The sequence below is a fragment of the Salinibacterium sp. CAN_S4 genome (assembly GCF_015752305.1).
Classification (GTDB): domain Bacteria; phylum Actinomycetota; class Actinomycetes; order Actinomycetales; family Microbacteriaceae; genus Rhodoglobus.
The window spans coordinates 346,666-372,476 of the sequence record NZ_JADOVB010000002.1; the positions used below are offsets into that span (position 1 = coordinate 346,666).

Here is a 25,811-nt window from a genome sequence, read left to right on the forward strand (position 1 = left end):
GCCGACCCTCATCCATCACCAGGAAGAAGCCCATGACCGTCATCAAGATCAACGCCATCACCGTCGCCGCCGACAGTGGAGATGAGCTCGCCAAACGCTTCGCTGCGCGCGCCGGAGCCGTCGATGGCCAGGCTGGATTCGAGGGTTTCGAGTTGCTGCAGCCCACCGACGACCGCACCACCTGGCTCGTCATCACGCGCTGGGCCGACGAGGAATCCTTCCAATCGTGGGTGAACTCGCCGGCATTCGGGCACGGTCACCGCAGTGAGGCCGAGCGCTCGGGCGAGCCTGCCCCCGCCCACGTCGGCATGAGCAGTGAACTCTGGTCGTACGCGATCGCCGGCGGCTCCGGAGCCTGACTACGGGGCCTGACTCCGGGGCCTGACTACGGCTTTCCTCCCGGTGAGAGCGCACTTTTCGCCCCCTCGGTGGGGGTGCAGGGCGATAACTGCGCTTTGAGATAGCGGGAGTGGCGAAACCGGGCGGGGTCAGACGAACTCGACGGCTCGCGCGAGCACGTCGCGGCAGGCCTTGACCGCGGGCCGGCTGGCGCTGGCTTCCCTCGCGGCGGTGAAGATGGTGCGGCGGGGCGATCCATCCAGATCCAGCAACCGGATGCCCGGCTCCCGCCCGGCCCAGACGAGGTCAGGCAGCACGGCGACCGCGTGGCCGCTCTCGATCAGCCGGATCTGCGCCTGGAGGTCGGCTGTCTCGAATCTCACGTCGGGCTCGAACCCCGCCCTGCGGCACAACTGCTCGGCCCAGTGCCGGGATGCCGTGCCGCGGGGCTCCATGACCCAGGCGCTCGCGCGCGCACCCTCGAGGCCCGTGCCCTCGAAGGTCGACGGCACTCCGAGCCTGAGCTGGTCCTGGAACAGGCTCAGCCTGTCGAGATCGGCCTGCCGCGGAGCGGCGTGCCCCGGATACTGCTCGGCGATCACCAGGTCGAACTCGCGGGTCCAGGTTTCGAACAGCGCGTTCTCGGGTTCACGCTGGGTCACCTCCACCCGCAACTGCGGATACTCCTCGGCGAAGATCGTGAGGGCTTGCGGGATGATCCCGAGCGCAGCCGACTGGAACACCGCGAGTCGGACGGTGCCCGTGACGTCGGTCAGCGACTGGTCGAGTTCGGATTCCATCAGTTCGAGTCGGTCGAGCAGCACCGCGGTGTGCCGCACGAGCAGTTCGGCCTGCGGCGTGAGCTGCACCCTGCGGCCGGATTTCTCGAGCAGAGGGACCCCCGCCTCCGTCTCCAGCAGGGCGAGCTGCTGCGATACCGAGGACGGGGTGTACGACAGCGCAGCCGCGACCGCGGCGATGGTGCCACGGAGCTTGAGTTCGCGCAGCAGGCGCAATCGTCGCACGTCGAGCACGGGGCATCCATTCATTCGGTTCTGCTAATGGATATTCTGCACTAACCGTCGCTTTTGCTATCGATATTCCGGGGAGCACACTGAAGGCTCCAGTCGCATTCATCCGCAAGGAATATCCTCATGAGCATGTCACTCGACCACTCGAACGCGAGCACCGCCCACACAGACCTCGCGGATGAGACGATCGCCACGGTGCGACGCTGGCTCGCCGAGAGCTCCGAGGTGATGCCCGACGCGAGTGCGGAGCGTCTCGCGGGAGTGCTCAAGGACCCGAAGGGCCTCGCGTTCACCATCGGTTTCGTCGACAAGGTGGTGCGCCCGCACGACCTCAGGGTCGCCGGCCGCAACCTCGAAAAACTCAGCCACAGCATCCCGGCCTTCCTGCCCTGGTACCTGCGCGCCGCGATCGTGGCTGGCGGCGGATTCGCACTGCTCGCGCCCTGGCCGATCGTCCCGATCTCGCGCTGGGTGCTGCGCGGGATGGTCTCGCACCTCGTCGTGGATGCCACGCCCCAGAAGCTCACGAAGACCCTCCACTCGCTGCGGGGCAAGGGCATCAGGCTCAACCTCAACCTGCTCGGGGAAGCCGTGCTCGGAGACGACGAGGCGAATCGCCGACTGCAGGGAACCCGCGAGCTGCTCGCCCGTGACGACGTGGATTACGTCTCCATCAAGGTCTCGTCTGTCGCGAGCCAGCTGTCGATGTGGGCATTCGACGAGATGGTGACGGAGGTCGTCGAGCGACTGACTCCGCTGTACGAACTGGCCGCGGCATCCCCCACCGCCAAGTTCATCAACCTCGACATGGAGGAGTTCAAAGACCTCGACCTCACGATCGCGGTCTTCGAGAGGCTGCTCGACCAGCCGAAGCTGCGTGGCCTCGACGCCGGGATCGTGCTGCAGGCCTACCTGCCGGATGCGCTCTCGGCTCTGCAGGGACTCACCCGGTGGGCGACTGAGCGTCGCGCCGCGGGCGGCGCTGGCATCAAGGTGCGGGTGGTCAAAGGCGCGAACCTCGCCATGGAACACGTCGACTCGATCATGCACGACTGGCCGCTCGCGACCTGGGGGTCGAAGCAGGAGAGTGACACGAACTACAAGCGCGTGCTCGACTGGGCGTTTACGCCCGAGCGTACCGACGCCGTGCGCATCGGAGTCGCTGGGCACAACCTGTTCGATGTGGCGTACGCGTGGTTGCTCGCGAAGCAGCGCAAGGTCACCCACCGCGTCGAGTTCGAGATGCTCCTCGGCATGGCGACCGGCCAGGCGGATGCCGTCAAACGGGACGTCGGCGGCCTGCTGCTCTACACCCCCGTCGTGCACCCGCACGAGTTCGATTCGGCGATCAGCTACCTCATCCGCAGGCTCGAAGAGAACGCGAGCACCGAGAACTTCATGTCCGGGGTATTCGAGCTCGCCGATAACCCCGAGGTCTTCGCTCGCGAGGAGCGCCGTTTCCTCAACTCCCTCGAGGTGCTGGATGACTCGGTTCCGCCGTCTCATCGCACCCAGGATCGCGCGCACGGCATCGAAGTGCCCACGGGTGACGGGTTCGAGAACGAACCCGACACCGACCCCTCCATCGCCGCCAATCGTGAGTGGGCTCGCGGAGTGCTGGGGCGCAGTGCGGACTCCACCCTGGGACAGTCCGCCATCGACGCGGCGAGAATCACGGAACTCGACGAACTCCACAAGCGCATTGCCGACACCGTCAGCGCCGGAGCGCGCTGGGGCGCACTGAGTGCCGCCGATCGCGCGATCGTGCTCAGGGATGCTGGCGACGTGCTCTCCGCCTACCGCGGTCGACTGGTCGAGGTCATGGCGAGCGAGACCGGCAAGACCATTGCCGAGGGAGACGTGGAAGTCAGCGAAGCCATCGACTTCGCCCGCTACTATGCCGAGCGCGCCCTCGAGCTCGACCAGATCCCGGATGCCACATACACCCCACCGCGACTGACCGTCGTGACGCCGCCGTGGAACTTCCCCGTCGCGATTCCCGCAGGGTCTGTGCTCGCCGCCCTCGCCGCGGGCAGCGGAGTCATCATCAAGCCGGCGGGCCTCGCGCGCCGCACGGGTGCCGTCATGGTCGAGGCGCTGTGGGAGGCCGGCGTTCCACGCGACGTGCTCTCGCTCGTCGATGTGAGCGAGCGCGAGCTCGGGCAGCAGCTCGTGTCGCATCCCGCGGTGGACCGGGTCATCCTCACCGGCGGATACGAGACGGCAGAACTGTTCCGTTCCTGGCGCCCCGACCTGCCCCTCGTTGCCGAGACCAGTGGCAAGAACGCGATCATCGTCACCCCGAGCGCCGACCTCGATCTCGCCGTCGCCGATGTCGTCAGGAGCGCGTTCGGCCACGCCGGCCAGAAGTGCTCGGCCGCGTCACTCGTGATCCTCGTCGGTTCCGTGGGGTCGAGCGAGCGGTTCCGCCGCCAGCTGGTGGATGCCGTCACCACCCTGCGCGTCGGATACCCCCAGGATCCCACAACCCAAATGGGGCCCATCGTCGAGCCGGCCCACGGCAAGCTGCTGCATGCCCTGACCACGCTCTCGGAGGGCGAGCACTGGCTCGTCCAGCCGAAGAAGCTGGACGAGAGCGGTGCGCTCTGGTCGCCCGGGGTGCGCGCGGGCGTCGCCGCTGGCAGCGAGTTCCACCTCACCGAATACTTCGGCCCTGTGCTCGGCATCATGACCGCGGCTACGCTCACCGACGCGATCGCGCTGCAGAATGCCGTGGACTACGGGCTGACGGCGGGCATCCACTCCCTCAATCCCACCGAGGTCGAACTCTGGCTCGACACCGTCGAGGCCGGCAACCTGTACGTCAACCGCGGCACCACCGGTGCGATCGTGCGTCGGCAGCCGTTCGGCGGCTGGAAGCGCTCCACCGTCGGTGCGTCGGCGAAGGCCGGTGGGCCGAACTACCTGCTCACGCTCGGAACCTGGGGCGCTGTGGAAGCTGAGCCACGCAACGACATCCTGCTTCCGGGGATCTCCGAGCGCGTGGCATCCGTCATCAAGAAGGCCCAGTCCGGGCTCGACTTCCCGGAGTTCGACCGGGTGCGTCGTGCCGCGCAGAGCGACGAGCGGGCCTGGGCTGCCGAGTACGGTGTGGCGCGGGATGTCTCGGCTCTCGGTGTCGAACGCAACGTGTTCCGCTACCGCCCCATGCCCGTGACCATCCGCCTCAGCGAAGGCGAATCACTCGGCCACCTCGTGCGGCTGCTCGCCGCAGCGAGTCGCGCGGGGGCCACCGTCGACATCAGCTCGGCCGTGCCGCTGCCCACGCCTCTCGTGCAGACCTTCGCCGGTCCATCGGCTCCCGTCCTCGTGCGGGAACTCATCGTGGAGTCGGATGAGTCGTGGCTGGGCCGCGTGCGCACCCTCGACAGCCCGCGCGTGAGGCTCGTCGGGGGCGACCCGCTCGCACTCTCGGAAGCGCTCCGCGGAAGTGTGGATGTCGCGATCTGGAGTGGACCGGTGACGACGTCTGGCCGCCTCGAGCTGCTGCCGTTCCTCCACGAGCAGGCGATCAGCATCACGGCCCACCGGTTCGGTAACCCCGATCCGGAGATGGCGGCACTCAGGGTCGATTAGCCGGGTTCTCTTGGGCCGTGGCCGCGTCATCCATCGACCTGACGCTTCCGGTCGTTACCGCCCCGCGATAGCGACCGGAAGCGTCATCTCGATGGCGGCCGCAGTGCACATGAGGCCGATTGTGGTTGTCGGTGCTGCGTCCTACCCTGAACGCATGACCACTCTGGAGGATCGACCCGCCACCGCCCTGATCGTCGTCGACGTGCAGGTGGGGGTGGTCGGCGAGGCATTCAACCGGGATGCCGTCATCGGCAACATCTCCACTCTCATCGATAAGGCTAGGAACGCCGGCGTGCCCGTGGTCTGGGTGCAGCATTCCGACGATGAGCTCGTGAAAGAGAGCGATGCGTGGCAGCTCACTCCCGAATTGACGCGGCTCGACTCTGAGCCGCTCGTGCATAAGCAGCACGGCGACTCCTTCGAGGGCACCGACCTCGAGCAGGTGCTTGCCGGCGCCGGGGTGGGCGCGCTGGTCGTCGCCGGGGCCGAGACCGATGCGTGCATCCGGTCGACCATCCACGGAGCGTTCACGCGGGGGTACGACGTAACCCTCGTGGGCGATGCTCACACGATGAACGACATGTCGGCCTGGGGTGCTCCCACTCCGGATCTGTCGATCGCGAATGTGAACCTCTACTGGCAGTTCCAGTCGGCGCCTGGCCGCACGGCGTCGGTCTCCACCGTCGAGGATGTCTTCAGCAAAAACATCTAACGTGAGAGTTGTGAACGATACTCCTGGCCCCGTGAAGAACTTCGATCTCGTCGTGATCGGTGCCGGCCCGGCGGGCACGTCAGCGGCGCTGCGGGCGGCCGAACTCGGCGCACGGGTCGCGGTGGTCGAGGCGTCCCGCACCGGGGGGACCTGTGTCAACACCGGCTGCGTTCCGACCCGCGTGCTCGCCAAGGCGGCGAGGCTCGTGCGTGAGGTGCGCGTGGCCCATAAGTACGGCATCGTCACCGGATCGCCGGAGGTCCAGTGGGACGCCACAGTCGCGCGAGTGCGTGCGACAGTCGATGAGGTGCGCGCCCTCAAAAACGAGGCTGGCCGCTTCACCGATTCTGGTGTCGAGCTCATCCTCGAAGGCAGGGCCAGATTCGTGGATGCCACGACCCTCGAACTCGACAGCGGACGGCGCATCACCGCCGAGTCCGTGATCGTCGCCGTGGGGGGCCACTCACGGCGCCTGCCCATTCCCGGCGCCGAGCTCGCGACCGTTCCCGAGCACGTGCTCGACCTTCCGTCGCTTCCTCGCAGGGTCGCGGTCATCGGCGCCGGCAACACCGGCGCGCAGCTCGTCACGGTGTTCAGCGCGTTCGGGTCAGAGGTGGCCCTGCTCGACGTCGCCCCTCGCGTGCTCGCGGCGTCCGACGCCGATGTGTCGAGCGCCGTATCCTCGGCTTTTGTGGCGCAGGGGGTCTCGGTCCACACCGGCCTGGATGGAGTCGAGAGCCTCGCGAGGGCCGCGGACGGTTCGATCACTCTCGCCTGGCGTGCGGCCGGGGAGGCGGCATCCGGTGATTTCGATGCCGTGATCATGGCGACGGGCTGGCCAGCAGACGTCGACGACCTCGGACTCGCCAATGCCGGCATCACGACCGAACGCTCGGCTATCCCGATCGACCAGTACTTCCGCAGCGTCATTCCGCACATTTTCGCGGTGGGGGATGCCAACGGCAGGGACATGCTCGTGCAGGCCGCACACTTCGAGGGCGAGGCGGCGGCCGAGAATGCCGTGCTGGACGCGAACCGTCGCACGCCCCACCACCTGCTGCCCGCGGGTGGATTCACGGATCCCGACTACGCGGGAGTCGGCCTCACCGAGGAGCAGGCGCGCCAGCGCGACCCGCACTGCGTCGTCGCGACGGTGCCGTTCACCCAGCTCGACCGGGCGGTGATCGACGACCGTTCCCTCGGCTTCCTGAAGCTCATCGCCGATCGCAGGCGCGAGCTCATCCTGGGTGCGCATGCCGTCGGCGAGAACGCCATCGAGGTCGTGCAGTCTGTTACGACGGCGATGGCCGCGGGTGTCGACCTCTCCACGCTGGCGGGCGTGAAGTTCGCCTATCCCACCTACGGGGCTGTGATCGGGCTCGCCGCTCGGGCGCTTCTCACCGAGCACGCTTCCGGATCTGACGTGGAGCTGCAGGGCTGAGATTCCCGCTCGCCGAAACAGTGGCGTAACCGCACGCCGAGGGCCACAATATCCCTTGTGCCGCCCGGCGCAACGACGCGTTCGAACAGGAGTTCACCATGGGAATCGACGACATCACCGGCAAGGCGCAGGAGTTCCTCAACGACAATAAAGTCAAGGAAGCGCTCGACAGCCAGCAGGCCGAAGACATCAGCGACAAGCTCCTCGACGGGGTCGCCGGATTCGCTGACAACCTCACCGGCGGTAAATTCTCCGAGCAGATCGAGGGCGCACGCGACGCTGCGGACGGCGCGGTCGGAACCGAGAAATAGCAGGCCGGTGCGGTCATCCGCGAGCGATCCGGCGGTTCTACAGCCCCAGGGCAGATTTCGCGAACTGCAGGGCTTCGGCGGGCGGAACCCCGAGCTCAGTGGCTCGCGTCGCGTAGGCGCTGGCCATGGCCTGGAGTGATTCCCCCGCCGTGCCTTTTGTGCCGCTGATGACCGTGCCGTTTCGTCCCCTGGTCTCGACGAAGCCGTCGTTCTCGAGGATCCGGTAGACCCGAGCCACCGTGTACGGCGCCACGCCCAGCTCTGTCGCGAGCTGGCGCACCGGGGGTAGTTTCGTGCCGACGATCAACTCGCCGTCCTCGATCTGCCCGATGATCTGCGTGCGCAATTGTTCGTAGAGGGTCACCGGGGATTCAGGATCGATCTTCACCGCTCCACGCTACCGCGGCACCCCGGCCGCCGTACGATCGAAGCATGGCAGATGCGGATGCGGTTGTTGTCGGTTCTGGACCCAACGGGCTCGCGGCGGCGGTTACTCTCGCCCGCGCCGGGCTCTCGGTGCAGGTGGTGGAACGCGCAGACACCATCGGCGGCGGGGCCAGGACGGCCGAACTGACGCTACCCGGCTTCCACCACGACGTCGGCTCGGCGGTGCATCCGATGGCCCTCGCGAGCGGATTCTTCCGGCGCTTCGAGCTGGAGCGGCGCATCGAGCTCGTCGTTCCCGAGCTGTCGTACGGGCATCCACTCGACAACGGCCGCGCCGGGCTCGCGTGGCTCGACCTCGAGCGAACGGTCGACGAGCTCGGCCGCGACGGCGACGCCTATCGGCGGCTCATGGGGCCCCTGGTGGAACGAGCCGACAGGGTGGCGCAGTTCACCCTGACTCCGCTGCTGCGGGTGCCGCGGCATCCTGTGACCACCCTGCTCTTCGGCCTGGCGTCGCTCGAACAGGGCTCCCCGGCATGGAACGCGCGCTTCGCGGAGGAGGTAGCGCCCGCGATGCTCACCGGGGTGGCGGCACACGCCATCCAGCGCATGCCGAGTCTCGGCACGGCTGCCGTCGCGCTCTCCCTCGGAGCTCACGCCCACGCTCGAGGCTGGCCGGTTCCGATCGGTGGCAGCCAGAGCATCATGGATGCCATGGCCGACGACCTGCGCGCCCATGGCGGCACCATCGTCACCGGGGTCGATGTCACGTCGCTTCGCGAGCTGCCGCAGGCGAAGGCCGTGCTGCTCGACGTGAATGCGCACGCCATGCTCGACATCGCGGGGGACAGCCTGCCCGACTCCTATCGGCGGCGGGTGCGGAAGTTCGAGTTCGGCAACGCCGTGGCAAAAGTCGATTTTGCGCTCTCGGGGCCGGTGCCGTGGACCAACCCTGCGCTCGCCGCGGCGGGAACCCTCCACGTGGGCGGAACCCGGGCCGAGATCGCGCACACCGAAGCCGAGGTGGCCGCGGGCAGGCACAGCGCCAACCCCTACGTACTCGTGTCGCAGCCCTCGGCCGTCGACCCCGGTCGCGCTCCTGCCGGGCAGCACGTGCTGTGGGCGTATACCCACGTGCCGAGTGGATCCACGGTCGACCAGACCGAAGCCATCACGGCCCAGATCGAGCGGTTCGCCCCGGGATTCAGGGACCTCATTCTCGCGAGCTCGAGCAAGACCGCGGCGCAGATGCAGCAGGACAATCCGAACTACGTCGGCGGGGATATCGCGGCCGGCGCGGCCACGTTCGCCCAGCTCGTCGCGCGACCGGTGCTCTCGCGTGATCCCTGGCGCACACCCGCAGAGGGGCTGTACCTCTGCTCGTCATCCACGCCCCCTGGCCCAGGAGTTCATGGGCTGGCCGGGTACTACGCGGCCCGCAGCGCGCTCAGGCATGAGTTCGGTATCGACAACGGGCCGTCACTCGCCCTCGGGAGGTAATCGTGGCATCCACGATCCGCGCCATGAACTGCTCCGCGGCTGACGTCTTCGCGGTGATCGCGGACGGCTGGCTCTTTCCCACCTGGGTGGTCGGAGCGTCGCGGATGCGCGACGTCGACGAGTCGTGGCCGGCGGTCGGCTCGCAGCTCCACCATTCGTTCGGAGTATGGCCGATGCTCATCAATGACATGACGATGGTGCTGGAGTGGGATCCGCCGCGCCGGGCCGTGCTGCAGCCGCGCGGGTGGCCGCTCGGCGAGGCCAGGGTCACCATGGAGGCGCGCCCGCGCGACACCGGGTGCGTCGTGCGCATGACCGAGACGGTCGTGAGCGGACCAGGAGCCCTGATTCCGGGGTTCATCGCCGACCCCGGCATCCACATCAGGAACGTCGAGGCGCTGCGTCGGCTCGCGTTCGTCGCAGAAGGTCGGTTCGCGGACCGCTGATCCGACGGCCGACGCGGGTCGGCCTGGCGCTGGGCGGCCTGACATCAGCGGCGGCCTGGCGTCAGCGGCGGCGGATCACGGCGGCCGCTGCGACCGCGCCCAGCGCGCCGAGACCGCCCGCGATGGCAGCCACGAGCGGACGGTGGCTGATCGCCCAGACCTGGGGTGAGACATCCAGCGCCTCGTCGTCGAAGATGCCGTGCGCGCCCTGGTCGCCCGCGATGGGGGCGTAAAGGTTGTCGGGCAGCATGGGCTGGCTCTTCTGCGGAGCCTGCTGGCCGTCATAGCCCGTCTTCGCGAGGTAGCGGTCGAGGAGGTTCGCCCCGAACCGGTTGCCGAGGATGGTCGCGACAGTCGACTCGCCCACCCAGGTGCGTCGACGCGGCTTCTCGGCGACGGCGAGGATCGCGCGCGCTCCCACCTCCGGCTGGAAGATCGGCGCGACAGGCATCGGGTGGTGCGGCAGTTGCGACTTCACCCAGTTGAACTGGATCGTGTTCAGCGCGGGCATGTCGACCATCGACACCTGCACGCTGCTGTCGTTGTGCACCAACTCGGTGATCACACTCTCGGTGAAGCCGAGTACGGCATGCTTGGCGCCGCAGTACGCGGCCTGCAACGGGATGCCACGATGAGCGAGGGCAGAGCCGACCTGGATGACGTGGCCGCGGTTTCGCGGGACCATGCGCTTCAGCGCGGCACGCGTGCCGTTCACGAAACCGAAGTAGTTGACGAAGGTCGCGCGCTCGAAGTCCTTCGGGTCCGTGCTCAGGAACTCCCCGAACACGCCCACCATGGCGTCGTTGACCCACAGTTCGATGGGGCCGAGTTCTGATTCGACGGCGGATGCCGCGGCATCCAGCTTCTCGCTGTCTGCGACATCGACGGACACCGACATGGCTCGCGCGCCGAGCTTCCGCGCGTCGGCGACGGCCCCGGCGAGCCCGTCCTCGCCCCGCGCGAGGATGGCGACATCCCAGCCCGCGCCGGCCAGCTCCCTGACGATCGCCCTGCCGAGCCCTGCGCTGCCACCAGTGACCACGGCCACGCCGCGATCGTCACGTAAAGTTTCCATCCTTCGACAGTAGGTTGCGTGGCGGGGGATGGGACGGCCTTGACCGTGACCGCCAGCCCTTGTAGGGGCTCGGGCCTTATAAGGAGCTCAGGTGTGGGCTTCGCCCGGTCGCGATTCGTGGTGGCGCTGGCCGGCGGTGCGCCGCTGCTCTTTCATCTCGGCTTCGAACAGGTGCCGCTTCCCCTCGACGAGTGCCACCCTGGCATCACGCTCCGCATCGACGAAGGGCTGATAGTAGTTCGCGTCGTAATCCTCGACGACCTGGAACGTCCAGCGGCCCTCGATCACATTGCGGCCGACGATGTTCCGGTCGAGCTGGTCGGCGAGGTCGGAGTGCCCGGCGTCGCGCAGCATGATGACAGCCTCACCGAGCGCCAGGTCGGCTTTACCCGTGAGCCTGTGGAAGGCGTAGAGCAGGCCGCGAGCGTTCTCGACAACCTCGAGGGCTTCGCTGAGCTTGCCGAGGGCGGCGACAGTCTCGTCGCTGACACCGGCGGGGCGGGTGTGAGCGGAATCCGGAACTTCGTTCGTGGTCACGGGTCTGGCCTTTCCCTCTTCTGTGATTCCTGATCGTAGGGTGCTGAGCCGATACTCAGTCGTGCTGGCGGTGGATCAGCCTCGACAGCACTATCGCGCTGCGCGTGTGGTCGACGTTCGGCGCGAGTCTCAGCTTCTCGAGCGCGACCTCGAGCGAGGCGATGTCCCTCGAGCGCATGTGCACTATCGCGTCCGCTGACCCGGTCACGGTGCCGGCATCCACGACCTCAGGCACGTCGGAAAGGATGCGTTTCAGCTCGTCGGGAGCGACGGTTCCGCGGCAGAACAGCTCGACATAGGCCTCCGTCGCGAGCCCGTCGACGGCAGGATCGACCTGGATCGTGAAGCCACGAATCACCCCGTCACCCACCAGGCGGTCGACGCGGCGTTTAACTGCGGACGCCGAGAGCCCGATCACATCGCCGATTTCCCCGTATCCGGCGCGCGCATTGAGCCTCAACAGGTCGATGATGCCGTGATCGAGGTTGTCCATGGCGCCAGACTACGGCGAGAATCGACGGAAAGGCACCCAAAGACGCGAGTTCCGTGCGCACCAAGCGGCGAAAGTGCGGATAGGTGCGTGGAACACTGGACGGATGACCGTTACAGACCAGCAGCCAGCCCAGGATCCCACGACACCGGCTCGCATCGCCACGAAGCGCACAGTGCTGATGTGCCGCCCGAGCTACTTCACCGTCGTGTACCGCATCAACCCGTGGATGGACCCGGAGCTGCCCACCGACACCGCGCTCGCCGTGCGCCAGTGGGAGTCGCTCTACCAGGCGTACATCGACCTCGGCTTCGACGTCGAGCTCGTCGACCCGATCGACGGGCTGCCCGACATGGTCTACGCCGCCAACGGTGGTTTCGTGATCGACAACATCGCCTACGGCGCCAAGTTCACGCACGCCCAGCGCCAGCCGGAGGGCCCCGCGTACATGGACTGGTTCGGCGCGAACGGCTTCGACGTGCGCGTGCCCGTCGAGGTGAACGAGGGCGAGGGCGACTTCCTGCTGGTGGATGGCGTCATCCTCGCCGGCACAGGCTTCCGCAGTGCATCCCACAGCCACCAGGAACTCGCCGAGATCTCGGGCCGTGAGGTCGTCTCCCTGACCCTGGTCAACCCGAGTTTCTACCACCTCGACACCGCGATCGCGATCCTGGACGACTCGAATATCGCCTACCTGCCGTCGGCGTTCGATGAGCCGTCACTCGAGATCCTGCGCCAGCGGTTCCCCGAGGCGATCATCGTGACCGAAGAAGACGCCGCGGTGCTGGGCCTCAACTCGTTCAGCGATGGATACAACGTGGTCATCGCCGCGCGCGCGAAAGGCTTCGAGCGCCAGCTGCGAGAGCGCGGGTACAACCCGATCGGCGTCGACCTCTCCGAACTCCTGCTCGGCGGAGGCGGAGTGAAGTGCTGCACCCTGGAGCTGCGCCGCTGACCTGAGGCCCACTCCGGCCCTTCCCATCTGGCGGCCTCGAAGTGCACATCCTGTTGGGAAATCGACAGCGACTGTTCTGGTGTGAGGCCGTCAGGCCAACCCATTGCCCCACTCGGTTGCGCGGGCGGCTTTCCAGAACCCGCGGGTACCGCGCTCGCCGAACTCGCATATGGACTCGCTCACCACAACCGGCAAGCTGATGAAACCGAAAACTCCGACCACGAGGCACACGCCCGTCGGCAGACCGGTTCCTTCAGACAAGCCCACAATTGCCCCGCTGGTGATCACGAGTGCTGCGCCGCTAATCGCGACAAAAACTATCGGCCACCAGATCAGGGCCAGCACCGGCCTTCCGTCGGATCTTTGCGCCAGCGGAACATCTCCGCTTTTCGTTCTCGCGACCAACAAGCGCTTCGCATAGCTCCAGCCGATAGCGATTGAACCGAGAAAGGCGGCCGCGGCAAGCAGCGTGCCGGGCCCACCGAAGCCCTTCGGCTTCGGTCCTCCCCACTCGCCCACCATTCCCGCCAAAAGAGCCGTCGCCACAATGACGAGCGTAGCGATCGTCAAAAATACTGACCTCAGGTCAGTACCAGCTGATCTCGGACGCTGCCGGTTCTGGCCCGCAGTGCGGGAGCTGACCGCCGAATCCCGCACATGGCGGGATGGCCTGAGTTCCGCGCTCGGCTGATGCGCGCGACGTACGATTCTGCGTACCACCCGTACGCCGCCTATTCCGATCGCCACCAGGACCAGCATGCCGCCAGCCTGCAGAGGCCACGTCGGTGCCCCGTCGGGGAGCGATCGGGTGAGCGCTTCCGGATGTGCAGCGAATCCGATGAAAGCCACTGTGGCGAGGCCCCACGCACAAAAGGTCAGCGCAACGGTGATGATGAGTTGAAGCCTCAGCCAGAACTTGTGGATCAACCTCATTATGATGCTCACCCTACAGGCGTGCCGGTCCCTATTCGCGACGATTTCCTGGCCCATCGTGATCGCAAGGGAGTGGATCCGGGGTACCACCTGATCGGCGTCGACCTCTCCGGGCTGAGCCGCTGACCGGAACCGCCGGTCCGGCCCTTCCCACCTGCCGAAGTGACGCCAACGGGGGTTATTCGCGGAGAATAACCCCCGTTCGCGTCATGTCAGTGGTCGGGCTGGGGTGGGTGGGGTGGGCTTTCCCTTCACCGTCGGTGAGCTCGCCGCGGAGGGGCTTCTCGTCGTCGTGGGAGGGGCCGGTGCGGGCCTGAGCGGCGAAGGCAACGGGGTGTAAGTTCCGTTTATGGCTCCAGAGGGAGGAAACGCGGGTCCGTCCGCGGCGGCACGACGGCCTGTCGCACTGGTGGCGGCCGCGGTCGGTATTGCGCTCATCCTCTGTCTTGTAACAATCGTCATGTGGCTTTTCACCCGGGACAGCCGGGTGGACCTCCAACCCGAGTACTTCGTCGGTGTGGAGGGCCAGAGTGGGATATCGCTGCTTGACGGGGCTGTGGATGTCACCTCCGCAACCTGCGGAGACGAGTACGCGTGCGAATCTGCCTGGGGCACCGATGACCTGGTGCTGATGAAGTTTGCGACGAAGGATGACGCGGCAAGCGCCGCCCGAATGATCGGTGCGAACGCGTACCCCTCAGATTGGCTGGTGGCCAATTTCATCGGAGATTCCGTGAGTGACAACGACCGCCGATTCGCTTCCGAAGTTCTTGACGGTGCCTGGCAGAGCGAAGTGGATTAGGGGCACGGCAGCGCAGGATGACCGGCCAGCAGCGGCCGTGCTGACCTGAGCCATCTCCGGCCCCTCCCACCTTGCCGAGGTGACGCAAACGGCGGCTATTCGTAACGAATAACCGCCGTTTGCGTCACCTCAGTGGTGGATGGGCCTAGTCGGTCAGCTCAGCCACCTCGAACTCGGGAGCCCAGCTCACGGGGACCGACGCTGTGATCAGGCTTCCGTCGGCGCGCCGGGAACCCTCGACCGCGCTCGTGCTCGGCGCTCCGGTGATGCGCGGTCCGTGGTGGTTGAGCGCGACAGTCACCGGCGCGGCGCCGGTCACGACGATGTCGAGCCCACGGACGCTGAACGACACGATGGAGCCGGCCTCGGTGGACACGGCCTCGGAGGTGAAGGTGACGTCGTGCTCCGTGACATCCACCCGCACCCTCGTGCCATTGATCATGATCCTGTAGGTGAGGCGCTCCCAACCCTGGGGCAGTCGTGGGTCGACGGTGAACCGACCCTCGTGGTCGCGCAGTCCGCCGAATCCGAAGACGAGGGCGCTCCACATGCCGCCGGTGGACGCGATGTGCACGCCATCCGCGGAGTTGTTGTGCAGGTCGGCGAGGTCGACGAACAGCCCGTCCATGAAGTACTTGAGCGCCAGCTCGCTGTAGCCCACCTCGGCGGCGATGATCGACTGCACTACAGCCGACAGCGTCGAGTCGCCCGTCGTGATCGGGTCGTAGTAGTCGAAGTCGGACTTCTTCTCCTCGGCAGTGAACTTGTCGCCCTGCAGGAAGAGCGCGAGCACGACGTCGGCCTGCTTGATCACCTGGAAGCGGTAGATCACGAGCGGGTGGTAGTGCAGCAGCAGTGGTCGCTGGTCTGCACCAGTCTTCGAGAGATCCCAGAGTTCCTTCTCCAGGAACTGCGCATCCTGCGGGTGGATGCCCAGCACAGGGTCAAACGGAATGAACATGGCCGCGGCGGCAGCGGTCCACTCCGCGACCTCGTCGTCGTCGAGGGAGAGCCGCGCCACCATGTGCTCGTAGCTGCGGGGATCGTGCTCGCGCAGTGACTCGACCGCGAGGGCCGCTGAGCGGAGGTTCGCCCTGGCCATCACGTTCGTGTAAAGGTTGTCGTTGACGACGGTCGTGTACTCGTCCGGCCCCGTCACCCCGTGGATGTGGAACCGCTCGCTGCCGTTGGAGCGCCAGAACCCGAGATCCGCCCACATCCGCGCGGTCTCGACGAGGATGTCGATCGTGCCACGCGTCAGGAAGTCGGTGTCGCCGGTGGCCGCAACATATTGGGTGAGCGCGAAGGCGATGTCGGCGTCGATGTGGTACTGCGCGGTACCAGCGGCGTAATACGCAGACGACTCCTCCCCGCTGATGGTGCGCCACGGGAAGAGGGCGCCCTGCTGGTTCAGTTCGCCCGCCCGCATCCGCGCGTTATCGAGGATCGAGTGTCGGAAGCGGAGGGCGTTTCTCGCGGCGATCGGCGAGGTGTACGTGAGCACCGGGAGAACATAGATCTCGGTGTCCCAGAAGTAGTGACCGCCGTATCCGGTGCCACTGACGCCTTTGGCTGCAACACCCTGGCCGTCGGCGCGCGCCGACGCCTGTGCGAGCTGAAGGAGGTTCCAGCGCACGGCCTGCTGTACGACGGGCTGGCCGTGCACCTCGACGTCGGTGCGATCCCAGAAGTCGGCGAGCCAGTCGCGCTGCTGCTGCGCCGCGAATTCGTGCCCCTCGGCCGCTGCGCGATCGAGGGTGCGGTCGCTGCGGTCGGCGAGCTCGCGCGTGGGCACGCCCCTGGAGCTGTGGTAGCTGATGTTCTTGACGATCCTGATGCGCTTGCCGGCCTTCGCCTTCACGCGGTAGACGTGCTTGGCGAGGTCATCGCTCAGGGAGGTGAACTGCTCCCACTCGTTCTCGGTCTCGATCGAGTGATCGATGCCGGCGACGACGGTCATGCCGGAGTTGGTGCAGCGGAATCCGAGCGTGTACCGGCTGCCGACGGCCCGCTTGAGCTTCGGCTGCAGCACGCGCTCGGTGAAGGCCTCGGCCTTTCTCGGGTCGAAGTCGGACTTTGCGGCGCGACCCTTCTCGAACTCGACGGGGGGCTGGTCGAACTCGTCGATGCCATCCTGTCGGTTGAAGAGCTGGCTCGAGATGGCGATGGAAGCGTCGGCGTCGAGCACCGTGACGTCGTAGACGATGACCCCGAGGTGGCGGTCAACGAACGAAACCATGCGCCGGGAATCCACCTGCACCTGCTTGCCCGATGGCGTGCGCCACCGGATCGACCGGGTGAGCGCACCCTCTCGAAAATCGAGGGTGCGGCAGAAGTCGAGAAGGTCGGCTTCGGGCAGGATGAACGGCTCGTCGTCGACGTAGAGCCTGATGATCTTGGCATCCGGCACGTTGACGATGGTCTGGCCGACGCGGGCGAACCCGAAAGCCTCTTCGGCGTGCCGGATGGGCCAGGTCTCATGGAGGCCGTTGATGAAGGTGCCGTGGACGTGGCCGGCGCGGCCCTCATCCATATTGCCGCGCATGCCGACGTAGCCATTGCCGACCGCGAACAGTGTCTCGGTGTTGCCCATGTCGTCGGAACTGGTGGTGTTCTCGACGAGTGCCCACTCGTCGACGGGGAAACGGGTGCGATCGAGCGGATCGTTCCAGTCCTTCTCGTTCATGAGCGGGCTCCTGCCGGGTAGGTGTCGATGGGCAGCATGAGCTCGAGGTCGGACACCACGAGATCGGCTCCGGAGTCCAGGAGTTGCTGCGCACCGGCGCCGCGGTCGACGCCCAGCACGAGACCGAAGTCTCCGGCGCGGCCCGCCTGGACCCCGGAATGCGCGTCTTCGATGACCACGCACTCGGCTGCGGTCAGGCCGAGCAGCTCTGCCGCGCGAAGGTAGGTGTCTGGGGCCGGCTTTCCCGCGATGTTCTGCTCGGCGGCGACCATTCCGTCGACGACGACCTCGAACCGGGACGCGATACCCGCGGCTTCCAGCACGGCGGGGGCGTTTCGTGAGCTCGAGACCACGGCCACCCTGAGGCCCGCCTCGGTGACGGCATCCAGAAACAGTACAGAGCCGGGATACGGCGAGACGCCATCCTCGGCCAGGACGCGGCTGACCGTGTCGTTCTTGCGGTTGCCCAGCCCGCAGATGGTGTCTGCGGTGGCGGGATCCGTCGGCTCGCCCTCGGGCAGCTCGATGCCGCGGGACCCGAGCATCGACCGGACCCCGTCGTAGCGTGGCTTGCCGTCGATGTAGTCGAAGTAGTCCTGTTCCGAATACGGATCCACTCCGTGCTCGTCGAGGTACGGGGTGAACAGCCGGGCCCACGCCGCCATGTGCACGTCTGTGGTCGGGGTGAGCACGCCGTCGAGATCGAACAGCACGCCGCGGATTCCGTCGAGCGGAGGCACTGGCGAATGAGGCTGGATGTCGGCCAAGGGCACGCCTTCCGTGAATGGTGAGGAGTCGTGGTGACGGGTGGGCGGCGACGCCGTTGGGCCGTAGGTGCCATTGAACAGCATTCGCGGCCGCACTCCAACACGAACAATCGTTGACACGATTAGATTCGTCGCATGAGCTCTTTTCCCAGCGCGCTGCCCGAATCCACGGCGATCCCCCTGAGGGGTGGCCCCACACTCAACTGGGGCGTGCTCGGCCCCGGCGGAATAGCCGATGCCTTCGTCACCACCCTTCATGCCCACAGCGACCAGAGGATGCTCGGCGTCGGCTCCCGCTCCGCCGAGCGGGCTGCGGCCTTTGCCGCGAAACACGGCGTACCGAACTCCTACGGATCGTATGAGGCGCTCGTCGCCCACCCCGAGATCGACGTCGTCTACATCGCCGCTCCGCACAGCGAACACCGTGATCTCGCCCTCCTGGCGCTCGCCGCGGGAAAGCACGTGCTCGTTGAGAAGCCGATCGCGCTGAGCGCCGCCGAAGCGCGGGAGATCGCGGCGGCAGCGGCGACCGCTGGGCTCTTCGCCATGGAAGCGATGTGGACCAGGTTCCAGCCGAAGTCGACGGTCATTCGGCAGCTGCTCGACGACGGCGTGCTCGGCGAACTCCGCCTCAGCTCGGCGGACCTGGGCTTCAGGTTCGAGTTCGACCCGAACCATCGCCTCTACAACATGGAGCTCGGGGGCGGTGCACTGCTCGACCTCGGCGTCTACCCGGTGTGGTTCAACCACTTCGTGATGGGCGCGCCGGATGCCGTCCGCGCTTCTGGATCTCTCGGATCGACGGGCGTCGACGTGCAGGCTGCCCTCACTCTCGAGTACGCGAACGGAGCGCAGGGTCTCGCCTTCGCGACGATGCTCGCGCAGACCCGCACGGGAGCCGAGATCGCCGGAACCGTGGCTCGCATCGAGGTCGAGCCGAACTTCATCGCGACGGGGGGATTCACCCTCCACGGAGCAGACGGTGCTCGCCTCGACTGGCATGACGACCACGGGTTCCCGCAGTTCAGCGATGGGCTGGTGTGGCAGGCGGCTGCGGTCGCGAAGCACATCTCGGATGGCCTGACCGAAGCTCCGGAGCATCCACTGTCGACAACCATCGCCATGCTCGAGACGATCGACAGCGCGCGGACCCAACTCGGATACCCGCCCCGAGCCTGACAGTTCTTGCCCGAAGCCGCGCTCGAGGTGACGCGAACTGCGGTTTCGCGGCCGTCGAAGCCGCACCTGGCGTCAGCTCGGCGAGGATGAGCCGGATCAGGAGGTCGTGAAGGCGAGGGTCATCATGACGGCAGCGACAGCCATGCTCGCGGATTCGAGCGGGGCAAGGAGTGCAGCGAGGGTGGTCGCCCTGCCGGGCTGTCGCCGGCTGAGCGCTGCCACCAGCCACAGGGTGAAGACAACGAGGGCGATGGTCGCGATCCAGAGCGCCACGGCCATCGGCACGGCTGCTGTGTGGTGACCCGTCGCCGAGGAAGGGGAAGAAACTTTCGATCCTGAGACGAGCAGTAGGGCCGCCATGATCAGGAGGCTGATGCTGCGATGGATCCCCATGGCGGCAGACAGGGACCGGGTGGCACCGCTGTGGTAACGTCGCCCCAGCCGCACGACCACGGCGGGCCATACCGCGAGGCCCATGAGGGCCAGTGCCCACATCACGGGGCTGATGACGCCACTTCCCGTCATGGAGTCGACCATCGCCGCGAGCATCACGATGGCCGGCGCCCACGCGACCGCGGAGCGGCTGCGACGGTCACCGACCGTGCAGCACACCCCGACGGTCGCAGGGACAATCGATCCCAGGTGGAGCAACTCAATCACGAGGGATCGACCGATCCCGGCTAATGGGTATGGCCGGCGTTGTCGCCGTGTGCGGTTGAATCGTGCCCGTGAGAGCAGGCGTGCACCGGTTCATTGGCGGGCACATTCAGCGCAGGGTTCCTGGGGAAGAACCCATAGGGCTTGAGTGTGAACTTCGCGTAGTCGGTCGGCATGACCGGCCAGTCTTCCGGCCGTGGGAAGTGCGTCGGACCGAAGGTGTGCCAGAGCACGATGTCTTCCCCATCGAGTGGACGATCGGCAGCCATGTAGAGAGGGAGACCGTCTCCTCCGGGGTTCTGGTGCACGAAGTCTCCCGCCGGATAACGCTCGGAGGGGTCGTATTTCGTCACGAAGAGGTGGTTCCGCGTGAAGGCGGCCCGCTTCGCGATGGATGACGCCGGATCCGCCATCAGGGTGGGGTTGGCTTCCGGCAGCAGCACGTATCCCGTGTTCCTTCCGAGATAGTTTTTCTTCTCGGTGTTCGTGATGTGCCACGCCCGCCCGACTGTGGCATCGGCGGTCAGTGCACTACCGGATTCCGAGGTGATACGGGTCGATTTCCTGGTGAACGCTCCGCCGTGAGGGTTCGACTCGCTGATGGGCAGCCGTACGGCATCCACCTCATCGACGGCATTGGACAAGCCGTCGACCATCATGTCGAGCCTCGCGCTGAACAGGTGCTGGTGAAACGGTGCACCCAGGCCGGGGGCGACTTCGCTGGCGTAGTCGTAGCCCTCCTCGGGGTAGGACGAGGTGAAGAGAATGCCCGTGAGTTTCGCCTCACATTCGATGGTGCCATCGAGGTAGAGGTACCAGTAGAAGCCGTAGTCGTAGTTGCCGACGGTGGTGAAGAAGCTGATCACCAGGCGGCGCTGGCGGCGAACCTCGTTCGATCCGGTGAACATGTCGGAGTGCTTCCAGAGCGTGCCGAAGTCTTCCTCGTGCATGCAGATGCCATTTTTGATCGTCTGCGGGTTTCCCACCTCATCGCTGAGAATGGCGTCGAAATAGTGGATCTCGCCCACGCAGTCGCAGCCGAGTTCGAGGGAGTTCGTGAAACGGCCGAAGAGGTACTCTCCGGTGTCGAAGTAGTTCTGCCAGAACCGCACGGGGCTGGGATCGCCGTACGGCACGACCATCTCGGCAATCGACGCGCGATAGATCACGGGTCGCCGTTCTTGCCCGTCATCGAAGCTGAGTTGGCGGAGGATCAGGCCTTCGCGGGCGTCGAAGCCCACCTGGAATTGCCAGTTCGCCCAGGTGACCGTCTCACCATGGACCGAGAAGCTCGGGCCTTCCGGCTGCGAGATGACGATCGGTTTGAGGCCGACCAGAGGCGGCCCCTGAAGCGCGGGATCGTCGAAGTTGCCCGAGGTGGCGGGGATCGCGAGGTGTGCGGCGTCGATGAGGCGCGTCACCGACTTCGCCGCGACATCGACGTAGGCACACAGCCCGTCGACCGGATGAGCCCACGGGTGATCCTCCGGATAGTCCTGACGGAATGCGAGCACTCGCACGATCCGACGCCCCTCCTCCTCCGGGAAGTCGTAATACCCGGCCGAGAGCGGGACGCACATCACACTGTCGACCGTGCACCCCCGCGCAGCGAGGGCATCGACCCAGCGCTGGTCCGCCGCGACGATTGGGCCGATAGCGTCGAATTCCTCGATCAGGATGGGCAGCTGACCACGTGAACCGTCGAGAACGTGGGTAGAGATCACCGCAGAGAGTGGCAGCGACACGATGTTGTCCGTCGAATGGCCGGTTGCCATGTCGAGCAGCATCACCCTGGCCTGGCGATCGGGCACGGGGCCGCTGCCCGACTGGTAGGCGAGCACGTCGAGCTTGTGCGGTTCTTCGAGTCCCACATAGGCGAAGCGAGTGGTCGGGGTGAATACGTCGCTCGCAGTGACGATGTCGCGGATCGACTCGAATTCGACCGGGGTCAGGTTCGCGAGCGGACCGGCGGCCGGGGCATCCTCGAACTCTGAGAGGTCGGTGGTGGGGTCTGTAATGGTCATGATTCAGTCTCCTGTTGTGGTTGTTGGGAGGCGTTAGCCCGAGATGGCTTCAGTGATCTGCTCATATGACGCGGGATCGCGCCGTTTGAGGAGGTAGGCCTGCAGGTACCCGCCGCCGATGCACACCACGAGCAGTCCGATGAGCACGGTGCTCACCACACCGAAGACCGGCACGCCCTCTGCGTTGACATCGCCGACGAGGAAGGGGAAGTTGACGAAGATGATCACCGCTGCGCCGACGAGTCCGACGAGACCCAGGGCCGGAGCGACCATCGTGTTCCACGGCCGGGAATCAGACCTGGATCTCGCGAAGTAGACAATGACGGCGAGAGACGTCGCCGCCATGAGAATCGCGACTGCGAGGGTGGCGATCCCGGAGAACCAGGTGAACACTGCGAGCACAGGGTCGAGCCCGAGAATGGCGAACACCACGATCAGGATGCCGGCCACCGCTGTCTGCGCCAGCGACGAGAAGTGCGGCGAGAGGTGCTTCGAGTGCACATCGCCGAGCCGCCCCGGCAGGAGCTTCGCGTTCGACATGGAGTACTGGTACCTGGTGATCACGTTGTGGAACGAGAGCACGCACGCGAACATGCTGGTGATGAGCAGAGTGTTGATGATAATTTCACCGATCGGGCCCAGGTAGTTGAGGGTGGTGGTGATGACCATCGCTCCGGGGTTTTCCGCAGCGATACCCACGACCTGGGTCGGACCCCACGCCATGATGATCCCCCAGGAGGCCAGGGTGTAGAAGACCCCGATGCCGATCACCGCGGTGTAGGTCGCGCGCGGGATGGTCCTATCCGGGTCTCGAGCCTCGTCGCGGAAGATGACTGTCGATTCAAAACCGATGAAAGCTGCGATCGCGAAGATCAGACCGACGCCCGGCGTGCCCGAGAAGATGTTGGTGGGGAGGAACGGTTCGACCGAGAGGCCTTCCGGGGCACTGCCGCCGAAGACGACGGCCGCGACGAGTGCAAGCACGATCAGTACCTCGCCGATGAGCAGCACCCCGAGAACCTTCGAGCTGAGGTCGATGTGCCGGTAGCCCAAAAGTCCGACGATGGCTGAGGTAGCGAGTGCGTAGAGCCACCACGCGACCTCCGGCCCGCCGAGGCCCGCGACTGTTGTGCTCAACAGGAAGCCCAGGTAGCCATACACCGCGACCTGGATGGTCGTGTAGGCGAGCAGTGCGACATACGCCGTCGCCAGACCGGACGGTTTGCCGAGTCCGTAGCCGACGAACGTGAAGAAGCCGCCGGGCTTCGGAATCTTCTTCGTCATCGCGGCGAGCCCAACCGAGAACAGCAGGAGCACTATGGCGGATGCGGCGAACAGGGCGGGGAATCCGACCCCATTACCGAGAAGGATGCCGAGCGGCACCGAACCGCCGATGACGGTGAGCGGCGAAGCGGCCGCGACGACCATGAGAACGATAGCTCCGACGCCGAGACTTCCGGAAAGCCCGCGCCTGGTCGGCGCCTCGCTCTCCGCCTTCGGCTCACTGGTGGTGGTCATGTCAACTCCTTGGTGGTGGGGGACTGGGTGTCGACCAGTGTGTGCGCTCCGGATTGCCGAGCTATTCCGGCCCGGTAAAGATCCCCACGTTCCAAATGGGACGGCATGCCCCGGTCGTCCCATTGGTAAATATCTGCACGAAACATGCCGGTATCCGTGCCGCAACACCACATGGCTACGGTGTGTGGATGAATGCGCCGAGGTCCGCGAACGCCTTGCGGCGCGCCATCGACAATCCACCCCCTGTGGTGGGCGTAGGAACCGAGTCTTCGGTCACCGGCCTCGACCGCCGTAGTGTCGGATTCGCCGACGTTCTCGCACAGTCGGTGTCGGCCGTGGCACCGTCAGCCGCTGCCACGACAGTTCCGATTATGGTGGCCGTAGCAGCCGGATCAGCATCAGTGTGGGCCATCGCAGCAGCGATGCTGTTGTGTGCCGTCGTCGCGAGCACGGTCAACCAATTCACCCGGCGGTTGGCGGCGGCCGGGTCGCTCTACACATTCGTTGCCAAGGGACTCGGAACTACTGCCTCGTCCGTCACCGGAGTGGCGATGATCATCGGGTACGGCGTGATTGCGATGTTCGCCCTGACCGGAGCTGGGCTGTATCTCTCGTTCTTGCTGGATCAATTCGCTCCCGAGGTCGCAGCATCAGGGCTCGTGGTGCCGATCTGCATCCTTGCAACCGGGGCGCTGTGTTTCTTCGTCCTTGCGCGAGGAATCCGGTTGTCCACCAGGGTGACGATGCTCGTCGAGTCGGTGTCGGTGGTGCTGATCGTTGTCCTGGTCGTCGCGCTGCTGGCGGTCCAGCCTGCAGGTATCGACGGGAACCTGCTCAACCCGACCGCGTTGCTGTCTGGCACTGTCTCCATCGGCGACTTCGCCGCGGGGGCGATGCTCGCGATCACGGCCTTTGTCGGCTTTGAGAGCTCCGCTGCTCTCGGCGTCGAGGCGCGCCGGCCATTCGCAGCGATTCCCCGCGCCGTTCTGTGGACTGTCATGGGCGCCGGACTGCTCTACCTGCTGTCGACCTACAGCCAATTGGTCGGCTTCGAGACTCTCGGCCGGGATATCGGGTCGAGCACATCACCTGTCAACGAACTCGCCTCGGCATACGGAATCGAGTGGGTGGGCATCCTGCTCGATGCCAGCATCGCCACCTCGTTCTTCGCCTGCGCCATCGCGTCGACGACCGCGCTCACCAGAGTGCTGTTCTCTATGGGCCGCGAGGGTCTTCTGCCGAATTCTCTCGGTCACGCCAGCGCAACGAACAGAACCCCGATCGTCGCCATTGCCGCTGTGCTTCCGGTGCTCGTCGGAGTTCCGATCTGGCTCATCGCAACGGGGGGCAGCGTCTGGTTCGCGATGGGTATTCTCATCGTGGGCGCTGCGTCCGGTTACGTCGTGGCGTACATCCTGCTGTGCATAGCTGCCCCGGTGTTCCTCTGGCGAATCGGTGAGTTGACCCTGTGGCCCGCGATCAAGGCTGCGGTCGGGGCTGCTGGCCTCACCGCAGTGCTCGTGGCCTTCCTCATCTCCGAAGGAGCGACTGCCCAGGGCGGGGCGATGTGGGCATTCCTGGTGCTGATGGTGGTGGGCAGTGCTGGCATCCTCGTGTTGAGGACGCGCAGGCCGTGGTTGCACCAGACCATCGGCATGCACGATGAGACAGTGCTGGCGGATGTGCTCGGGGGCGATAGGCAGCCGGAGCCATTATGAGCGAGGGTGACCTCAGCGCTCGGCAGCCGAAAGCGATCCATAGTGCACTCACGGTGCTCGAAGAGGTCGCCAGGTCTGGCGCGGGGGTCACAGCTCGAGAGGTGAGCGACAATCTGGGCTTGCCGAGGGCGACCGCGTATCGGCTGCTCAACCTGCTCGTCCAGGACGAGTATCTGGTGCGGATGCCCGACCTCAGGGGGTTCGCACTCGGACGCAAAGTCGTGCAGCTTGCCGGCCTGGTGACTCCGCAGCCTCCGCCACGAGCGGCACGCGACCTCATCGAGGACCTGAGAGAGCGCACCCGCGGCGGGGTACACCTCGTGCGTTACGACTCGGACCGGATGCGTCTGGTCGACCCCGATCCGGATTTCCCACTCAGCGATGAGTCCCGCATCCTGAGGCAGCTGGAGTCGTCGGCTCTCGGTCGGCTCCTGCTGGCGGAAAGCGGACGAGCCTCCCCGGCTGTCACCGTGAGTATCAGGACGCTCGGGTACGCGACCCAGTTCGGGGAGCTCGTGCCCGCGCGGGGCTGCATCGCTGTGCCGATCCGGGATTCGAGGGGAATCCTCGTCGCGGGCCTCGGCCTGTCCGGTCCGGTCGAGCGTGTTCGCGACCCCGGGCGCCTGCTGGACGAACTGTTGCGTTCAGGGCGGGATCTCGGCCCGCTGCTCGTCTGAGCCCTCCCCGAGTCCCGAAGCCGCGCTCG

23 protein-coding genes are annotated in these 25,811 nt (G+C 66.2%); 12 read left to right on the plus strand and 11 right to left on the minus strand.

What is annotated here, in order from left to right; genetic code table 11:
- Positions 1-32: 32 nt before the first annotated feature.
- Positions 33-359, plus strand: a complete 327-nt coding sequence (locus IWX81_RS08050) for an antibiotic biosynthesis monooxygenase family protein (RefSeq protein WP_199280793.1) — start codon at positions 33-35, stop codon at positions 357-359.
- 129 nt (positions 360-488) lie between these two features.
- On the opposite strand, the gene IWX81_RS08055 is transcribed toward IWX81_RS08050, so the two are convergent.
- Complete coding sequence (locus IWX81_RS08055; protein ID WP_199280997.1) at positions 489-1,373, minus strand: LysR substrate-binding domain-containing protein; 885 nt, start codon at positions 1,371-1,373, stop codon at positions 489-491.
- A 120-nt stretch (positions 1,374-1,493) separates the two neighbouring features.
- On the opposite strand from IWX81_RS08055, the gene IWX81_RS08060 reads away from it, so the two are divergent.
- The 4 genes from IWX81_RS08060 to IWX81_RS08075 all read left to right on the plus strand — a co-directional run bounded on the left by IWX81_RS08060 (position 1,494) and on the right by IWX81_RS08075 (position 7,431).
- Positions 1,494-4,967, plus strand: a complete 3,474-nt coding sequence (locus tag IWX81_RS08060) for a proline dehydrogenase family protein (protein WP_199280794.1) — start codon at positions 1,494-1,496, stop codon at positions 4,965-4,967.
- Positions 4,968-5,121: 154 nt separating this feature from the next.
- Positions 5,122-5,679 (plus strand): isochorismatase family protein, encoded by a 558-nt coding sequence (locus IWX81_RS08065; RefSeq protein ID WP_199280795.1) that lies wholly within the window; start codon positions 5,122-5,124, stop codon positions 5,677-5,679.
- A 10-nt stretch (positions 5,680-5,689) separates the two neighbouring features.
- The gene (locus tag IWX81_RS08070; RefSeq protein ID WP_334593566.1) at positions 5,690-7,120 is read left to right on the plus strand and encodes a dihydrolipoyl dehydrogenase family protein; all 1,431 of its coding nucleotides are present in this window, start codon (positions 5,690-5,692) and stop codon (positions 7,118-7,120) included.
- Positions 7,121-7,218: 98 nt separating this feature from the next.
- Complete coding sequence (locus IWX81_RS08075) at positions 7,219-7,431, plus strand: antitoxin (RefSeq protein WP_199280797.1); 213 nt, start codon at positions 7,219-7,221, stop codon at positions 7,429-7,431.
- A 37-nt stretch (positions 7,432-7,468) separates the two neighbouring features.
- Here IWX81_RS08075 and IWX81_RS08080 read toward each other — a convergent pair whose 3' ends face one another.
- Complete coding sequence (locus tag IWX81_RS08080; protein ID WP_199280798.1) at positions 7,469-7,819, minus strand: GntR family transcriptional regulator; 351 nt, start codon at positions 7,817-7,819, stop codon at positions 7,469-7,471.
- A 44-nt stretch (positions 7,820-7,863) separates the two neighbouring features.
- Here IWX81_RS08080 and IWX81_RS08085 point away from each other — a divergent pair, with 44 nt between their 5' ends.
- Both IWX81_RS08085 and IWX81_RS08090 read left to right on the plus strand, forming a co-directional pair.
- Complete coding sequence (locus tag IWX81_RS08085) at positions 7,864-9,318, plus strand: phytoene desaturase family protein (protein WP_199280799.1); 1,455 nt, start codon at positions 7,864-7,866, stop codon at positions 9,316-9,318.
- 2 nt (positions 9,319-9,320) lie between these two features.
- A complete protein-coding gene (locus tag IWX81_RS08090) occupies positions 9,321-9,764 on the plus strand; it encodes an SRPBCC family protein (protein ID WP_199280800.1) in 444 nt (147 codons plus the stop codon).
- 61 nt (positions 9,765-9,825) lie between these two features.
- On the opposite strand, the gene IWX81_RS08095 is transcribed toward IWX81_RS08090, so the two are convergent.
- From IWX81_RS08095 to IWX81_RS08105, 3 genes are all read right to left on the minus strand, one after another.
- Positions 9,826-10,839, minus strand: coding sequence for an SDR family oxidoreductase (locus IWX81_RS08095; RefSeq protein ID WP_199280801.1), 1,014 nt, complete (start codon positions 10,837-10,839; stop codon positions 9,826-9,828).
- Positions 10,840-10,926: 87 nt separating this feature from the next.
- Entirely contained in the window at positions 10,927-11,376 is a 450-nt protein-coding gene (locus IWX81_RS08100) for a hypothetical protein (protein WP_199280802.1), read from the minus strand.
- Positions 11,377-11,431: 55 nt separating this feature from the next.
- Complete coding sequence (locus tag IWX81_RS08105; RefSeq protein WP_199280803.1) at positions 11,432-11,869, minus strand: Lrp/AsnC family transcriptional regulator; 438 nt, start codon at positions 11,867-11,869, stop codon at positions 11,432-11,434.
- Between the two features lie 103 nt (positions 11,870-11,972).
- On the opposite strand from IWX81_RS08105, the gene ddaH reads away from it, so the two are divergent.
- A complete protein-coding gene (ddaH, locus tag IWX81_RS08110; RefSeq protein WP_199280804.1) occupies positions 11,973-12,821 on the plus strand; it encodes a dimethylargininase in 849 nt (282 codons plus the stop codon).
- Between the two features lie 90 nt (positions 12,822-12,911).
- Here ddaH and IWX81_RS08115 read toward each other — a convergent pair whose 3' ends face one another.
- Entirely contained in the window at positions 12,912-13,754 is an 843-nt protein-coding gene (locus IWX81_RS08115; protein WP_199280805.1) for a hypothetical protein, read from the minus strand.
- A 349-nt stretch (positions 13,755-14,103) separates the two neighbouring features.
- On the opposite strand from IWX81_RS08115, the gene IWX81_RS08120 reads away from it, so the two are divergent.
- The gene (locus tag IWX81_RS08120; protein WP_199280806.1) at positions 14,104-14,556 is read left to right on the plus strand and encodes a hypothetical protein; all 453 of its coding nucleotides are present in this window, start codon (positions 14,104-14,106) and stop codon (positions 14,554-14,556) included.
- Positions 14,557-14,701: 145 nt separating this feature from the next.
- On the opposite strand, the gene IWX81_RS08125 is transcribed toward IWX81_RS08120, so the two are convergent.
- Both IWX81_RS08125 and IWX81_RS08130 read right to left on the minus strand, forming a co-directional pair.
- Complete coding sequence (locus IWX81_RS08125) at positions 14,702-17,242, minus strand: glycoside hydrolase family 65 protein (protein WP_199280807.1); 2,541 nt, start codon at positions 17,240-17,242, stop codon at positions 14,702-14,704.
- Positions 17,239-17,982, minus strand: coding sequence for an HAD family hydrolase (locus IWX81_RS08130; protein ID WP_334593571.1), 744 nt, complete (start codon positions 17,980-17,982; stop codon positions 17,239-17,241). The genes IWX81_RS08125 and IWX81_RS08130 overlap by 4 nt, the downstream gene beginning before the upstream one ends.
- 162 nt (positions 17,983-18,144) lie before the next feature.
- Here IWX81_RS08130 and IWX81_RS08135 point away from each other — a divergent pair, with 162 nt between their 5' ends.
- On the plus strand, positions 18,145-19,188 hold the full coding sequence (locus tag IWX81_RS08135) for a Gfo/Idh/MocA family protein (RefSeq protein ID WP_199280808.1): 1,044 nt from the start codon (positions 18,145-18,147) through the stop codon (positions 19,186-19,188).
- 96 nt (positions 19,189-19,284) lie between these two features.
- On the opposite strand, the gene IWX81_RS08140 is transcribed toward IWX81_RS08135, so the two are convergent.
- The 3 genes from IWX81_RS08140 to IWX81_RS08150 are packed head-to-tail and all read right to left on the minus strand — an operon-like array spanning position 19,285 to position 23,387.
- Positions 19,285-19,848: a hypothetical protein gene (locus IWX81_RS08140; protein ID WP_199280809.1), complete on the minus strand. Its 564-nt coding sequence runs from the start codon at positions 19,846-19,848 to the stop codon at positions 19,285-19,287.
- 20 nt (positions 19,849-19,868) lie between these two features.
- On the minus strand, positions 19,869-21,869 hold the full coding sequence (locus tag IWX81_RS08145; RefSeq protein ID WP_199280810.1) for a primary-amine oxidase: 2,001 nt from the start codon (positions 21,867-21,869) through the stop codon (positions 19,869-19,871).
- Between the two features lie 33 nt (positions 21,870-21,902).
- The gene (locus IWX81_RS08150) at positions 21,903-23,387 is read right to left on the minus strand and encodes an APC family permease (protein ID WP_199280811.1); all 1,485 of its coding nucleotides are present in this window, start codon (positions 23,385-23,387) and stop codon (positions 21,903-21,905) included.
- A 188-nt stretch (positions 23,388-23,575) separates the two neighbouring features.
- Here IWX81_RS08150 and IWX81_RS08155 point away from each other — a divergent pair, with 188 nt between their 5' ends.
- Positions 23,576-25,105, plus strand: a complete 1,530-nt coding sequence (locus IWX81_RS08155; RefSeq protein ID WP_199280812.1) for an APC family permease — start codon at positions 23,576-23,578, stop codon at positions 25,103-25,105.
- Positions 25,102-25,782: an IclR family transcriptional regulator gene (locus IWX81_RS08160; RefSeq protein WP_334593575.1), complete on the plus strand. Its 681-nt coding sequence runs from the start codon at positions 25,102-25,104 to the stop codon at positions 25,780-25,782. Before IWX81_RS08155 ends, IWX81_RS08160 begins: the two co-directional genes overlap by 4 nt.
- Positions 25,783-25,811 lie beyond the last annotated feature (29 nt).

What these genes read in the sequence shown, in the direction of transcription:
- IWX81_RS08050 (WP_199280793.1), top strand. Translation starts at nt 33, where the DNA reads ATGACCGTCATCAAGATCAACGCCATCACCGTCGCCGCCGACAGTGGA.
- IWX81_RS08115 (WP_199280805.1), bottom strand. Translation starts at nt 13,754, where the DNA reads ATGAGGTTGATCCACAAGTTCTGGCTGAGGCTTCAACTCATCATCACC.
- IWX81_RS08065 (WP_199280795.1), top strand. Translation starts at nt 5,122, where the DNA reads ATGACCACTCTGGAGGATCGACCCGCCACCGCCCTGATCGTCGTCGAC.
- IWX81_RS08095 (WP_199280801.1), bottom strand. Translation starts at nt 10,839, where the DNA reads ATGGAAACTTTACGTGACGATCGCGGCGTGGCCGTGGTCACTGGTGGC.
- IWX81_RS08120 (WP_199280806.1), top strand. Translation starts at nt 14,104, where the DNA reads ATGGCTCCAGAGGGAGGAAACGCGGGTCCGTCCGCGGCGGCACGACGG.
- IWX81_RS08060 (WP_199280794.1), top strand. Translation starts at nt 1,494, where the DNA reads ATGAGCATGTCACTCGACCACTCGAACGCGAGCACCGCCCACACAGAC.
- IWX81_RS08075 (WP_199280797.1), top strand. Translation starts at nt 7,219, where the DNA reads ATGGGAATCGACGACATCACCGGCAAGGCGCAGGAGTTCCTCAACGAC.
- IWX81_RS08125 (WP_199280807.1), bottom strand. Translation starts at nt 17,242, where the DNA reads ATGAACGAGAAGGACTGGAACGATCCGCTCGATCGCACCCGTTTCCCC.
- IWX81_RS08160 (WP_334593575.1), top strand. Translation starts at nt 25,102, where the DNA reads ATGAGCGAGGGTGACCTCAGCGCTCGGCAGCCGAAAGCGATCCATAGT.
- ddaH (WP_199280804.1), top strand. Translation starts at nt 11,973, where the DNA reads ATGACCGTTACAGACCAGCAGCCAGCCCAGGATCCCACGACACCGGCT.
- IWX81_RS08145 (WP_199280810.1), bottom strand. Translation starts at nt 21,869, where the DNA reads ATGACCATTACAGACCCCACCACCGACCTCTCAGAGTTCGAGGATGCC.
- IWX81_RS08150 (WP_199280811.1), bottom strand. Translation starts at nt 23,387, where the DNA reads ATGACCACCACCAGTGAGCCGAAGGCGGAGAGCGAGGCGCCGACCAGG.
- IWX81_RS08105 (WP_199280803.1), bottom strand. Translation starts at nt 11,869, where the DNA reads ATGGACAACCTCGATCACGGCATCATCGACCTGTTGAGGCTCAATGCG.
- IWX81_RS08155 (WP_199280812.1), top strand. Translation starts at nt 23,576, where the DNA reads ATGAATGCGCCGAGGTCCGCGAACGCCTTGCGGCGCGCCATCGACAAT.
- IWX81_RS08135 (WP_199280808.1), top strand. Translation starts at nt 18,145, where the DNA reads ATGAGCTCTTTTCCCAGCGCGCTGCCCGAATCCACGGCGATCCCCCTG.
- IWX81_RS08085 (WP_199280799.1), top strand. Translation starts at nt 7,864, where the DNA reads ATGGCAGATGCGGATGCGGTTGTTGTCGGTTCTGGACCCAACGGGCTC.